8 protein-coding genes and 1 riboswitch are annotated in these 13,944 nt (G+C 66.3%); of the genes, 5 read left to right on the top strand and 3 right to left on the bottom strand.

The genetic code is table 11. The features are described 5' to 3' along the window. Positions 1-47 precede the first annotated feature (47 nt). Positions 48-1,067, top strand: a complete 1,020-nt coding sequence (locus CLG96_RS03955) for a LacI family DNA-binding transcriptional regulator (RefSeq protein WP_107966830.1) — start codon at positions 48-50, stop codon at positions 1,065-1,067. Positions 1,068-1,116: 49 nt separating this feature from the next. Here CLG96_RS03955 and CLG96_RS03950 read toward each other — a convergent pair whose 3' ends face one another. Together CLG96_RS03950 and CLG96_RS03945 are read right to left on the bottom strand one after the other, a co-directional pair. Further along, the gene (locus CLG96_RS03950; RefSeq protein ID WP_107966507.1) at positions 1,117-2,421 is read right to left on the bottom strand and encodes a sugar MFS transporter; all 1,305 of its coding nucleotides are present in this window, start codon (positions 2,419-2,421) and stop codon (positions 1,117-1,119) included. Between the two features lie 93 nt (positions 2,422-2,514). After that, entirely contained in the window at positions 2,515-5,046 is a 2,532-nt protein-coding gene (locus CLG96_RS03945) for a glycoside hydrolase family 31 protein (RefSeq protein ID WP_243395598.1), read from the bottom strand. Positions 5,047-5,485: 439 nt separating this feature from the next. On the opposite strand from CLG96_RS03945, the gene CLG96_RS03940 reads away from it, so the two are divergent. The 4 genes from CLG96_RS03940 to CLG96_RS03925 all read left to right on the top strand — a co-directional run bounded on the left by CLG96_RS03940 (position 5,486) and on the right by CLG96_RS03925 (position 13,070). Next, complete coding sequence (locus tag CLG96_RS03940) at positions 5,486-6,073, top strand: sigma-70 family RNA polymerase sigma factor (protein WP_107966506.1); 588 nt, start codon at positions 5,486-5,488, stop codon at positions 6,071-6,073. After that, positions 6,003-7,004 carry a FecR family protein gene (locus CLG96_RS03935; protein ID WP_165799525.1) on the top strand — a complete coding sequence of 334 codons (1,002 nt, stop codon included), beginning with the start codon at positions 6,003-6,005 and terminating at the stop codon, positions 7,002-7,004. Before CLG96_RS03940 ends, CLG96_RS03935 begins: the two co-directional genes overlap by 71 nt. Before the next feature lie 202 nt (positions 7,005-7,206). Beyond that, positions 7,207-9,924 (top strand): TonB-dependent receptor, encoded by a 2,718-nt coding sequence (locus CLG96_RS03930; RefSeq protein ID WP_243395597.1) that lies wholly within the window; start codon positions 7,207-7,209, stop codon positions 9,922-9,924. A gap of 14 nt (positions 9,925-9,938) precedes the next feature. Beyond that, complete coding sequence (locus CLG96_RS03925; RefSeq protein ID WP_107966503.1) at positions 9,939-13,070, top strand: amidohydrolase family protein; 3,132 nt, start codon at positions 9,939-9,941, stop codon at positions 13,068-13,070. A 41-nt stretch (positions 13,071-13,111) separates the two neighbouring features. On the opposite strand, the gene cobU is transcribed toward CLG96_RS03925, so the two are convergent. After that, entirely contained in the window at positions 13,112-13,612 is a 501-nt protein-coding gene (gene cobU, locus CLG96_RS03920) for a bifunctional adenosylcobinamide kinase/adenosylcobinamide-phosphate guanylyltransferase (RefSeq protein WP_107966502.1), read from the bottom strand. Between the two features lie 44 nt (positions 13,613-13,656). Continuing rightward, positions 13,657-13,858: riboswitch (cobalamin riboswitch) on the top strand. Positions 13,859-13,944 lie beyond the last annotated feature (86 nt).

Below are 13,944 nucleotides of genomic sequence, written 5' to 3'. Positions count from 1 at the left end.
CGGCTTGCCAGACGGCCGGCCGCTTTCAACGCTGGGCGGATATGCGCATGGGCCAGGCCGGCAAAGGCAGGATCACCAACCTAACCGACCTTGCCCGCGCGGCGGGCGTATCGCTTTCGACCGCATCCCGCGCGCTGGCAGGCAATCGCGAGATCAGCGTCGCGACGCGCGAGCGCGTGACCGCACTGGCGAAGGAACATGGCTATAGCCCCAGCCGTCTCGGCCGCAATCTGCGCACGGGGCGCACCCAGGCGATCGGCGTCGTCATGCCGCTCGGCCATGCCGTCGATCAGCTCGTTTCCGAACCCTTCTTCATCACCATGCTGGGCCATCTCGCCGACGCGCTTACCGTGCGCGGCTATGATCTGCTGCTGTCCCGCGTGGTGCCCACCGATGCGCAATGGCTGGGGCGGATCGCGGAATCGGGCCGCGTCGACGGCATCGTCGTGATCGGCCAATCCAACCAGTTTGAAGCGATCGAGGAGATGGCGCGCCGCTATCTTCCGCTGGTCGTGTGGGGCGCCCATTTCGAGGGACAGGTGCATTGCTCGGTCGGCTCGGACAATCGCAAGGGCGGCGAGATGGCGACGCTGCATCTGCTGCGCCAGGGCCGGCGGCGGCTCGCCTTCTTTGGCAATCCGGACCTGCTGGAAATGGGCGAGCGCTATCGGGGCTTCCTGGACGCGCATCAGGCGCTGGGCCTGGATGCGCCGCAGCGCATCCTGCCCGTCTTTCCGGCCGCCGGGATCGCCCATGATGCTGTCGCGGCCTTTCTCGACGAGCAGCCTGACGTCGACGGCGTCGTCGCCGCGACCGACATCATCGCGATCAGCACCATACAGGCGCTTGCCGAACATGGCCTGCGCGTGCCGGAGGATGTGGCGGTGATCGGCTATGACGATCTGAGCCTCGCGCGCTACGCATCGCCGCCGCTCACCACCATAAGGCAGGATATCGCGCTCGGCGCGGGGACGCTGGCCGATCTGCTGCTGCGCCGGATGGCGGGCGAGGTCACACCGTCCGTGCTGCTTCAGCCCGCGCTCATCGTGCGCCGGTCGGTGAGCTGAATGCTGCCGCTGCCCGGCGATGCACGCCGGGCAGCGGCCTTGGCCATGGTCAGGCGGTAAGCGGCTTGGCGACGGGCGCCAGAACCGCCGGCCGGCGCGCATACCAGCCGAAGGATGCGATGCCGGCATAGCAGATTGCAGGCACTGTGAGCGCGGCGGCCAGACCTAGGGTATCGGCCGCGCTGCCGGTGATCGGCGGCACGATCGCGCCGCCGACGATCGCGGTGGCGAGCAGGCCCGACCCTTCCGGCGCGCGCTCGCCCAGCCCTTCGGAGGCGAGCGAGAAGATCGTCGGGAACATGATCGAGTTGAACAGGCCGATCGCGAGCAGCGACCATCCCGCGACGGCGCCTGTGCTGTTGGCCGAGATCAGCAGCAGCGCGATCACGATGCTTGCCGCCGTCGCGAGCACCTTGCCGGGCGCCACCAGGCGCAGCACATAGGCGCCGACGAAGCGGCCGACCATCGCGCCGCCCCAATAGAAGGCGACATGCTCGCCCGCCGACTGCGGATCGAGGCCCAGCGTCCGCGCCTGCATCAGATAATTGACGATGAGGCTGCCGATCGCGACTTCCGCGCCGACATAGAGGAAGATGCCGAGCGTGCCGAAGGCGAAGCGGGGCCGCTTCAGCAGCTCGAACGAGCGCGTGAATGGCACGCGTTCGGCGCGCGCCTCCTGAAGCCGGTTGCGCCGCGCCCAGACGAGCAGCGCCACCGCCACCAGCGCGACGGCGAGGCCGATATAAGTGTGGACGACCACCTGCGTCTCTTCCGCGCGGAAGGTTGCGAGCGCTGCCGGATCGAGCGTCGAGCTGTCGACATTGGCGAGCGAGCCCAGGATCAGCATCGCGCCGACATAGGGCATGATCGTCGTGCCGAGCGAGTTGAACGCCTGCGCGAAGGTCAGCCGGCTATGTGCCGTGGACGGCGCGCCGAGCATCGAGATCAGCGGATTGGCGACGACCTGGACGATCGTGATCCCGGCCGCGAGCACGAACAAAGCGGCGAGAAAGGCGGGGAAGGCCGCCGAATAGGATGCCGGGATGAAGGCGAGGCAGCCCGCCGTCATCAGGAGCAGCCCGAATGCCGCCGTGCGCATATAGCCGATCCGGCGCACCAGCCCGCCGGCGGGCAACGATACCACGAAATAAGCGGCGAAGAAGGCCGATTGCGTCAGCATCGCCTGCGAATAGCTGAGCGTGAAGATGTCCTTGAGCTTGGGGATCAGGACGTCGTTCAGGCTGGTGATGCCGCCGAAAATGAAGAAAAGTGCGAAAACGAAATATTTCAGGTCGGCCGGGGCATTGCTGCCGTCGCCATTCACCTGGACACCCGCCGCTACCGGAGCTGCCATGGCGCTCTCCCGTTGTTATGAGCCAGTTTCAACCGTTTCGAAGATGCCTACGCGAAGGCCGCCCCTTTTGGCGAGCCTTCGCCTATCACTTTTTTAACCACCCGTCGCGAGTTCGACCGTCGCGGCGCCTTTCGGATCGGGCAAGGTCACGCGGAGCAGCCCGGCGCCTGCATCGACCGTGCTGGCGAGCGTGCGGCCGCCCATGGTGGCACGGGCCGAGGCGCCGCTCCAGCCATGGATAACCAGATCGACTTCCTTCCACCAGGGCTGGAAACGCCCTTCGCGCCGATCGAAGCTGAGCGTGATCCGGTCGCCCGCCACGGTGCAGCGGAGCTGCTGGCGGAGGAAGGCGCCGCGGCGATAGTCGAGGCTGTGGCCGTCGTCGAAATAGAGCGTGCCGCGGCAATCCGATCCCGGATAGACGGCGAGTTCGAGCCGGCCCTTGGGCGTTTCGGCCGTGCTCTGCACGAGCGGCTGGCGCGGCAGGATCGTGCCCGCGCGCACGAAGACCGGCAGCCGTTCCAGCGTCGGCGTCTCGCGCAGCACGGGGACAGAAGGTGCTGCGGGATCATCGGGCACGACGGCCGGCGTCGCCTTCTTCCCCGTCCAATAATCGAACCATTCGCCCTTGGGCAGGCAGATGAAATAATGGGCGGGCGAATCGCCCCAGGGTCCGGGCGCCACGAGCATGCGATCGCCCATGAGGAAGTTCATGCTGCCGTCGCAGGGCGCGGACAGCGCATCCGGATATTCGAGGAAGACGGGGCGCATGATCGGCAGGCCGGTCCGTTCCGTCTCGTTCGCGAGCGCGTAGAGATAGGGGAGCAGCCGGTAGCGTTCTTCGATATAGCGGCGGCGGATTGCGCCATGTTCGGGCCCGTGCACCCAGGGCTCCTGCGCCGCCGTGCCCTTGGCCGTATGATCGCGATAGACCGGCGTGAAGGCACCGATCGCGATCCAGCGGGTCAGGAGGTCGGCATTGGGCGTGCCGGCGAAGCCGCCAATGTCGACGCCGCTATAGGCGAAGCCGCTCATCCCGAGATTGAGGAGCTGCGGCACCATCTGGCGAAGATGGTTCCAGGTCGAGCTGTTGTCGCCGGACCAGGTGGAGGCATAGCGCTGGCCGCCGGCATAGCTTGCGCGCGTCAGCACATAGGGTCGCTCATTGGGCTTGAGCGCCAGCAGCCCATCATAGGTGGCGCGCGAATTGAGCATGCCGAAGACGTTGTGGATCTCGCGATGGGTCGCGATCCGCGCGGCGAAGCCGGGCTCCTCGATGCGATGCTGGTTGTCGAGCGGCATCGTCTTGGTCGCGGTCTCGAAGATCGACGGTTCGTTCATGTCGTTCCAGAAGCCGGCGACGCCGTCCGCCACGAAATCCTTGTAGAGCGAGCCCCACCATGTGCGGCTGGGCGCACGGGTGAATTCGGGGAAGACCGAGGGGCCGGGCCAGACCGTGCCGGAATAGATTTTGCCGGCCGCATCCCTGACGAAATGGTCGCCCGCCGCACCCGTATCATAGGGCTTGTAGCCCTCGCCCGGCGCGTTCGCGACGTGCAGATCGGTGATCGCGACGATCTTCACATCCTGCCGCGCGACATCGCGCACCAGCCCGGCGAGATCGGGGAAGCTGCCCTTATTGGCGGAAAAGGGGCGGTTGCGATCCTGATAGTCGATGTCGAGCCAGATGGCGTCGAGCGGAATATGCTCGGCGCGGAACCGGCTGGCGATGGCGCGGACCTCGTCCGCCGACATATAGCTGTAGCGCGACTGTTGGAAGCCGAGCGTCCATTGCGGCGGCATCGGCGAGGTGCCGGTCAGCGCTGCATAACGCTGCACCACATCCTTGGGCGTCGGCCCGGCAAGGATATAATAGTCGATCGGCCCGCCTTCCGCGCCGAAGCTCAGCGCATCCGGATCGATGCGGCCGAAATCGAACCAGCTGCGCCATGTATTGTCGAGGAACAGGCCATGGCTGCGCCCCTCGCCATCGACCGAGATGAAGAAGGGGATCGCCTTGTAGAGCGGATCGGTCGATTCCTGGAAAAGAAAGGCGTCGGTGTTCCACAGCGTGAAGGTCTGCCCGCGCCGGTCGAGCGGGCCGGCCTTGTCGCCCAGCCCATAATAATGCGCATCGGCAGGCATCGTCTTGCGGACGGTGAAGGATGTTCCGCGGAAGTCGACCGGTTCCAGTGCGGCGTCGGACGAGATCGGCTTGCCCTGCGGATCCTCGACGGTCAGCCGCCCGTCGCGGCGATCGATACGGACGGTGAAGGCGCTCGTGCGGAAGCCCGCCGAGGCCGCGTCCGAAAAGGGCTCCACCTTCGCCGCGCGCTGGCGCGTGGCGGCCGTCACCGCCCAGGAGGCGTCCTCGGGCAATTGCCCGTCGCGCCCCACCCGCACGCGCAATATGCCATTATCGAGCGCCGTCACCCGCATCAGCATGGCGCCCGTCCGCACGTCGATGCCGTCCGCGAGTGGCGTCAGGACGGGCGTTGCCGCGGATGCGGGGGCGGCAACCGGCTGCTGCGCGGCAAGGCTGGCCCATGGCAGGATCATCGCCGACGCGCCGAGCAGCGCGCCCGTCAGGACATTATTTTTCTTTCTCGTCGTCGATCGACGCATTTTGCACCTCTCCGTTGAAATCTGGTTTGTCTGGGGCGCTGCGGGGCGCCTGCCCATGGCCGAAGCGGCGCAGCCGACAGGGCCGGCCCGGAACAGGCCGGGGCCGCGGCAGGTCGTTCATGTCGAGCGGACATGGCAAGATAGGCGATCCTCCCCGAACGGTTGGCGCTCTTCTCCGGAGCGTTCCGCTTTTGAAATTCGGTGTGCGAACGATAGTGCCACGGTATCCGGGATCAATGCAAACGTTTCCGTACCTTCCCGCCGGGCTTGCGTTTTGTCGGTGCGTCTTCTCCGCGGACATGCCCTTCCGCGATCCGGTTTGCGGTCGATTCAGTCGAATAACGATCCGCCAAGAGCGCGCTGGACAGTGGGTCGCAAAAATGCTGTCCTGCCGACATAAAAATGTAAGAGGATCGAAATCGACGCTGAGGGGGCTGGCGTGGATGATCTCACGGATCGTTTGGCTTGGTTCAAGACGGTTATTCTTCCGCATCAACGATCGCTGCGCGGCCGGCTGCGGCTGATCGCGCCGGCGGGCTTCGATCTGGACGATCTCGTCGCGGAAACGCTCGCGCGCGCTTATGCGGTGGAGGATTGGCGGCGCATCACCAAGGGGCGGGCCTATCTCTTCACCATCGCGCGCAACCTGCTGATGGATTTCGCCCGGCGCGAGGCGGTGGTCTCCTTCGATTTCGTTGCCGATCTGGACATGCTGCAGATTGACCATTCGACCGAGGCTGCCCTATCCGCCCGCGACGAATTGCGGCAGCTTCAGCGCATCATCGACGGGCTCCCGCCGCAATGCCGTAATGTATTTCTGCTTCGCCGCGTCCATGAACGCTCGCTGGGCGAGATAGCGGAAGAGATGGGCTTATCCGTTTCTACCGTTGAGAAGCATCTCGCCAAGGCAGTCATGCTGGTAACAAGGGCGATGGCGGAGAGCGAGGACAGTGGCGTTGAACGATCCTTTCAGGCCCCCGGCCGAGCGGCGGAAGATAGACGAGGAGGCCGCCCGCTTCGTCGTTAGCCTTCGCTGCGGTGGCGATGCGGCCGAACGGGACGTCGCGATGCGATGGATCGCCGCCGATCCCGCCCATGCCGTCGCCTTCGCCCGGGCGGAGGCCGGCTGGGACATGGCCGATCGCCTGCGCGCGAGCCCGCCGCCGCTCATCGGTGTGGCGGAGCCGGAGACGCAGGACAGCCCGGCGGAGCGCCATCCGACACGCCGCGCGGTGGCGGCGGGGCTGCTGGCGGCTTCCGCCGCCGCGGTGGCCGTGCCCTTCGGCTGGAAGGGATTCGATGGCAGCGACATCTATGAGACGAAGCTGGGCGAGCGACGCTCGCTCCTCCTGCCCGACGGATCGAAGGTGCGCCTGAACACCGCGTCGCGCATCCGGATCGCGATGACGGCCGAAAGACGCACCATCCATCTGCTCCAGGGCGAGGCGCTGTTCGACGTGGCGCATGATGCGGCCCGGCCCTTCTTCGTGGAGGTCGCGCAGGGCTGGATCCGCGCGATCGGCACGGCTTTCAACGTGCGTATCCGCAAGGAGCTGGTCGAGCTCACCGTCACCGAGGGGATAGTGGCGCTGGGCCATGAAGGGCAGGCGCACAAGGCGGATGACGAGCCGCGCGTCGCGGCGGGCGCGGGCGCGGTCCTCCGCCGTGGAACCGTCGCCACCACGCAGCTCGACCATGATCTGATCCGCCAGCGTATCGCCTGGCGCGACGGCCTGCTCGACCTGGAGGGCAATACGATCGAGCAGGCGGTGGCCGAGTTCAACCGCTATCGCCCCGATCAGATCGTCGTCGGCGATCCGCGCATCGCCTCGATCCGCATCGGCGGCCGCTTCGAGCTGGATGAGGGCGACAAATTCCTTCTTGCGCTGCAGCGAAGCTTTCCCGTGCGCACGGTGAAGGGAGCCGACGGATCGATATTGCTCCTTTCGCTGGAATAATCATCTTTTTCGCGAAAGCTGATGGCGGATCGCTGTCGCCCGTTCGTTACTCTTAGCGCAGGCACGTTGATGTGCCCTAAGGGGGGTAGCGACCATGTGGGGAAGTCGGCTTACTCGTTCATTTTGCGTTGCAGCATCTCTGATAGCCATCGCTTGTCCGATCGGCATGGTGGCCCATGCCAAGCCCGTGCAAGCGGAAGCCATGTTCAACATTCCCGCGCAGGATGTGCGCAGCGCGCTCAATGCGTTCGCTGCCCAGTCGGGAACGCGGCTGCTCTTTCCTTATGACGAACTGTCCGGATTCCGCTCGCGGGGCGTGAGCGGGCGGATGGCGGCGGACAAGGCGCTGGCGCGGATCATCGCCGGCACGCCGCTGCGCGTCGCCATGGCGCAGGATGGGATTGTCGCTCTGTCCATGGCCGGCCGGGGGGCGGGCGCGCGGCGTGCGGCACCGATCCAGCTTGCGCAGGCCGCCGCGCCCAATCCGGCGAACATGATGGCGCTGCTCGCCATGGCCGAAGTCGCGGCACCCGCCGCCGAGGAAGCTGCCGCAGGCGACATCATCGTCACCGGCACCCGCCAGACCAACCGCACCGTGGCCGACAGCCTCGCGCCGATCGACGTCCTGTCCGCCTCGGAACTGACCAGCACGAGCGGCAAGCAGTCGGTACGCGACCTGCTCGGCACGCTGGTGCCGTCGATCAACGTATCGAACAGCGGCGCGGGCGCGAGCTTCGCGGTGAAGACGCTGTCGCTGCGCGGCCTGTCGAGCGACCAGCTGCTCGTCCTCGTCAACGGCAAGCGCCGGCATAATACGGCGACTTTGTTCATCAACGGCACGACGCAGAACGGCCAGTCTCCGGCCGATCTCGACCTTATTCCGACGAGCGCGATCGAGCGGATCGAGGTGCTGCGCGACGGCGCTTCCGCGCAATATGGCTCGGATGCGCTGGCGGGCGTCATCAATCTCATCCTCAAGGATGACGACAAGGGCGGCACGGCGGCGGTGCTGTTCGGCCAGACATTCGGCGGCGACGGCGATACCGGCCAGGCGCTCGGCGATTTCGGCCTGCCGCTGGGTGATGGCGGGCATCTGCATTTCGCCGCGGATGCGCGCCTGCAGGCGCGCACCGATCGCGGCGGGCCGAACACGTCGGTGCTCTATCCCCGTATCAACGGACAACTCGACCCGCGCGAAGCGACCGCCAACCGCTATGTCAACCATCCCGGCCAGCCACAGGTCGCCGTCCTGAACCTGTCCTATGACGCGGCGCTGCCGCTCGGCGAGGCGGTGCGCTTCTATTCGTTCGGCACCGCTTCCACGCGCCATTCGGATGCGTGGCTGACCTTCCGCAATCCCAATGCATCCAACAATATCATCGAGATCTTTCCCGACGGCTATGTGCCGCGGCTGCATGTCTATGATCGCGATTATCAGGTGGCGGCGGGCCTGCGCGGCGATGTCGGGCTGAACTTCGTCTGGGATCTGAGCTCGACCTATTCGCGCAACCGGGTGCGCTATCGCGAGACGACCGCGCTCAACGTCTCGATGGGGCCGGCCAGCCCGACCGATTTCTATATCGGCCGCGTGATCGCGAGCGAATGGACCAGCAATATCGACCTCAAGAACGAATTCGATCTGGGCTTCCTGGAAGAGCCGCTGCTGGCCGCGATCGGCGCGGAATATCGCAAGAACTGGTATGAGATCGGCGCGGGCGAGCCGGCATCCTATATCGATGGCGGCTATCGCGCACCGCCGGGCAAATTGTTCCCGGGTGTCGCCCGCCAGCCGGGCTCGCAGGGCGTCACCGGCTTTCCGGCCGATGCGGCGGGCAAATTCTCCCGCCACAGCATCGGCGCCTATGCCAATTTCGAGCAGACGATCGTCAAGGGCTGGGACGCGGCCGCGGCCGTGCGCTACGAAGATTATTCGGATGCGGGCACGACGACCACGGGCAAATTCTCGACCCGGCTCGAGCCGATCGAAGGCATCGCGCTGCGCGGCACGGTCAGCACCGGTTTCCGCGCGCCGACGCTCCAGCAGCAGCATTATGCCTCGTCGAGCACGATCGGCGTGCTGATTCCGCCGTCCACCGTGACGCAGCTCTATCCGGTTCGCGCGCTACCGGTGGATTCGCCTGCGGCGGTCGCGCTTGGCGCTACGCCGCTCAAACCGGAGAAGTCGACCAACTATTCGGCCGGCTTCGTCTTCACCGCCATTCCGGCGCTGAACGTCACGATCGATGCCTATCAGATCGATATCGACGATCGCATCCTCCTGTCCGGCACGCTGATCGACAATGCGCGCAGCAATGGCGCGGTCCGCAACGCCTTCCTCTCCGCCGGGCTCGATCCCAATCAGGGCGGCTTCTATTTCTCGAACGCGGCGGATACGCGCACCCGCGGCCTCGATATCGTCGGCACCTACCGTGCCGGGCTCGGGAGCTTCGGGCGGGCGACGTTCAGCCTTTCGGGCAATTTCAACAAGACGAAGTTCCGCAGCATCGATCTGCCGCCGCCGGCGCTCGCCAATGCCGGCCTCGTGCTGATCGATCGTGCGCGCCAGGGCGATTTCACCAAGGGCACGCCGCGCGACAAGTTCATCGGCAGCGTGAATTGGGAGCTGGGGCCCGCTACGCTCAACCTGCGCGCCACCCGCTATGGCAAGGTGACGATGGTTTCGAACATTGCGGCCAATGACGACACGATCGATCCGAAGGTCATTTTCGACGTCGATCTCGCCGCCAAGCTCAATGACAATGTCCGTGTGTCGATCGGGGCGAACAATCTGTTCAACGTCTATCCGACGGTGCTGAAGCCGGCCAATCAGGGCGTGACCGGGTTCAGCTACTATAACGCTTATTCTCCCTACGGCATTAGCGGTGGTTTTTACTACACCCGCCTGGCCTTCACCTTCTGAGGCGGGGTAAGTTGATGAACAGCAAGGAAGGCATCAGCCGCCGGACCGCCTTGATCGCCGGGGGTGCGGCGATCGCGCTCACCGGCGCGACCCCGACCGCGGGCCGGCGCCTGCCGTCGCCCAAGGAGATGGTGGAGCTCGACGAGGCGACCAACATCGCCATCGCCACCTCGCCGGACGGTAAATGGGTCGCGTTCGATCAGCTCGGCATTCTCTGGATCGCGCCGGTTTCCGGCGGCGCGGCCCGTAGGCTGACCGACGATTTCGGCGATATCGCCCAGCCGGACTGGTCGCCGGACGGCACGCTGATCGCCTTCCAATCCTATCGCTCGGGCAATTTCCATATCTGGACGATCGCCCCCGACGGCAGCCGCCTGCGTCAGCTGACGCATGGCCAGAACGACCATCGCGAGATCCGTTATTCGCCCGATGGACGGTCGATCGCCTTTTCGTCCGACCGGCCGGGCCGTTACGCCATCCATGTGCTGGACGTGGCGACCGGCGCGGTGCGGATGGTCTCGCAGGGCAACTCGCAGGATTCGGAGCCGGCCTGGTCGCGCGACGGGACGAAGATCGCCTATGTCGCGGACGGCACCCGGCTGATGGTGATGGGTCTCGATGGCGCGGCCACGATGGTCGCGTCGGTGAAGCCGAGCGGGGAGCGCTTCCGCCCGGTCGAGCTGCGCGCGCCGAGCTTCGGGCCGGACGGCGCGCTTCATTATACGGTGATCGAGAATGGCGAGGCGCGACTGATCCGCGCGGGCGAGCCGATCGTCAGCGGAGAGGATGTCTATCCCTTCCGTGTCGGCTGGCTGCCCGACGGGAGCTTCCTTTATGGGGCGAGCGGCAAGCTCAGGCGGAAATCGGGCGGGGGCGCGGCCGACATCGTTCCCGTCACGATCAGCGTGCCCGTTACCACCCCCGATTATGCGAAGAAGCATCGCGACTTCACCTCGCGGACCGAACGGCCGGTGGTGGGCATTTCCGGCCCGGTGCTGTCGCCGGACGGCAGGTGCGTCGCCTTCCGCGCGCTCAACGACATTTGGACGATGGAGATCGGCAAGCGGCCCGAGCGGCTGATCGCCGACGCCTCGTTCAAATGCGATCCCGCCTGGTCGCCCGATGGGCGCTATATTTCCTATTCGTCGGACCGGGGCGGCACGCTCGACATCTGGCTGCGCGATCTCGCCGCCGGCACGGATCGGCAGCTCACCAACCTGCCCGATTCGGCCGCGGTCTGGGGGAGCTGGTCGCAGGACGGAAGCCTCATCGCCTTCATCAATCAGGAAGGTGCGGTCCATACCGTCTCGGTTGCGACGGGCGCGGTGCAGAGGGTCTATGATGCACTGTGGGAACCCGGCCGGCCGAGCTTCGGCCCGGGCGCGCGGACGATCGCCATCGCCGCCTTCAAGCCGATCGCGGCCCGCTATCGCGAGGGGCTGAGCGAGATACTGACGATCGACCGGGCGACCGGCAAGGGCAGCTATGCGCCGGTCGCACCCTTCAAATCCTTGTCGACGCGCGGCGACGACGGGCCCGTCTGGTCGCCCGACGGCAGCCATATCGCCTATGTCATGGGCAGCACTTTGTGGGTCGTGCCGGTCGATGCGACGGGTGCGTTCACCGGCGCGCCGCGCCAGCTCACCACCGAAGTGACCGACGCGCCGAGCTGGAGCGGCGATTCCAAAACGCTCCTCTATCTGAGCAACGGCAAGCTCCGCCTCGTGCCGCTTGCCGGCGGCGCACCGCGCACCGTGCCGGTGGCCTTGGGCTGGGCCAATGCGCGTCCCGAGGGGCGGACGATCGTGCGCGCGGGCCGGCTGTGGGACAGCAGCGAGCCGCGCTACAAGCGCGATGTCGACATCATGATCGAGTCCAACCGGATCCTGTCGATCATGCCGCATGGTGGGCGAGCGCCGTCCGATGCGAATGCGAAGCTGATCGATGCGTCCGGCCTTACGGTGCTGCCCGGCCTGATCGACATGCACACGCATCGGCAGATGGCGGGCTATGGCTATGGCGACCGCATGGGGCGGATCTGGCTGGCGATGGGGATCACCGCCACCCGGTCGCTCGGCGCGCCCGCCTATCAGATGGTGGAGGATCGCGAGGCGATCGATTCCGGCGCCCGCATCGCGCCGCGCCATTATGCCACGGGCGAGGCGATCGACGGATCGCGCATCTTCTACAATTTCATGCGGCCGGTGACCGAGCCGGGGCAGATGGCGCTCGAACTGTCGCGCGCCGAGGCCCTCTCCTACGACATGGTCAAGGCCTATGTGCGGCTGCCCCATAGCGAGCAGGCCAAGGTGATCGCCGCCGCGCATGATATGGGCGTGCATATCAGCTCGCATTACCATTATCCCGCGCTCAACATCGGCAGCGACTGTATGGAGCATCTCGGCGCCACCAGCCGCTATGGCTATTCGCGCACGGTGACGGCGCTCGGCGCGGGCTATAAGGATGTGACGCGGCTGTTCGCCAAGGCGAAGGCGGGGCGGACGCCCACGCTCTTTTCCGCCGGCGTCCTGCTCGGCGAGGATTCGTCGCTGGCGGACGATCCGCGCATCCGCACGCTTTTCCCGCCCTGGGAATATGCCAAGCTGCAGGCGCGGGTGAAGGCGATGCGCGAAGGCGATCGGGCGCCGCTGCTCGCCGCGCTCGAACGCAATATCGCGCAGATCCGCGATACGCTGGCCCAGGGTTGGCACGTCATTTCGGGGACCGATGCGCCGATCGATTTCGTCGCGGTCAGCCTGCACCTGAACCTTCGCGCGATGGCCCGCTTCGGCGTTTCGACGCATGACGTGCTGCTCAGCGCCACGCGCCATTCGGGCGATTTCCTCGACGAGCCGGTCGGCAGGATCGCGCCGGGCGCGCTGGCCGATCTGATCGCGGTGGAGGGCGATCCGCTCGCGCGGATCGAGGATCTCGCTGCGATCCGGCAGGTGATGGCGAACGGCATCGTCCATACGATCGACGGGCTGATGAAGCCCTTCGCGAAGAGCCGGCAGGCGGAAGTCGAAAACCGTATGCTTCCGCCGATCACGGCGGCGCATCAGCATTATTGGTGGCAGGACGCCCATTATGTCGAAAGCAGCCGTGCGGCCTGCTGCGCCGGCCATCTGCTCCAGGCCGAAGTCTGACGGAGGCGAGGGGCTGACCGACTTGCCGTCGGGGGCGATCTTCACTTCAAGATAAGGCTGAGCCCCGCCGCGACGAGGATGACGCTCTGGGCGGCGGCGGCAATGCGCTGGTTGAGCCGGCCGGCCTCGTCGCGGAAGCTGCGGGCCAGCGCATTTTCGGGCACGATGCCGAGCCCCACCTCGTTCGTGACGAGGATGATCCGGCCTTTCGCGTCGGCAAGTGCTGCAAGCAGGGCCTGGGCGCGCGCCTCAATATCATGCTCTCCAAGCAGCAAATTGCTGAGCCAGAGCGTGAGGCAGTCGATGAGCAGCAGCCGGTCGGACGCATCTTCCCGGGCGATCGTCTCCGGCAGGTCGAGGGGGCATTCGACCGTGCGCCAGCGGGGGCCGCGATCGGCCTGATGACGGGCGATGCGATCCGTCATCTCCGCGTCGAAGGGCTGGCCCGTGGCGAGATAGAGGAGGGGGCCGGCATGCTCCTCCGCCATCGTCTGCGCCAGCCGGCTCTTCCCCGATCGCGCGCCGCCCAGAATCAGTGTCACTTTTCCGGGCCCCGCCAATCTTGCCTCCCTTTCAGCGCCGCACTAAGGGGGCCTGCGTGACAGGTTCCCAGAGATGGGATCAAAAGGGAACCCGGAAGTGGAGCTTTCTCCATGATCCGGGGCTGCCCCCGCAACTGTGACCGGCGAGCCTTCGCCCCCTGACGTCACTGGATGGGATCATCCGGGAAGACAGGGCGAGGGCGCGGACCCGGGAGCCAGGAGACCTGCCTGTCGCGGTCGATCCTTCGCGCGGACGGGGTGTGCCGGGCGATCGAGGGCTTCCTCGCGTGACGACGTCCTATGGGTTGCGTGCGTGGGGAGGAATTTCTTTC

This window comes from Sphingomonas oleivorans (assembly GCF_003050615.1).
Lineage (GTDB): Bacteria > Pseudomonadota > Alphaproteobacteria > Sphingomonadales > Sphingomonadaceae > Sphingomonas_H > Sphingomonas_H oleivorans.
This window is presented reverse-complemented; position numbering and strand designations above follow the sequence as displayed.

What these genes read in the sequence shown, in the direction of transcription:
- CLG96_RS03925 (WP_107966503.1), top strand. Translation starts at nt 9,939, where the DNA reads ATGAACAGCAAGGAAGGCATCAGCCGCCGGACCGCCTTGATCGCCGGG.
- CLG96_RS03930 (WP_243395597.1), top strand. Translation starts at nt 7,207, where the DNA reads ATGTTCAACATTCCCGCGCAGGATGTGCGCAGCGCGCTCAATGCGTTC.
- CLG96_RS03945 (WP_243395598.1), bottom strand. Translation starts at nt 5,046, where the DNA reads ATGCGTCGATCGACGACGAGAAAGAAAAATAATGTCCTGACGGGCGCG.
- CLG96_RS03955 (WP_107966830.1), top strand. Translation starts at nt 48, where the DNA reads ATGGGCCAGGCCGGCAAAGGCAGGATCACCAACCTAACCGACCTTGCC.
- CLG96_RS03950 (WP_107966507.1), bottom strand. Translation starts at nt 2,421, where the DNA reads ATGGCAGCTCCGGTAGCGGCGGGTGTCCAGGTGAATGGCGACGGCAGC.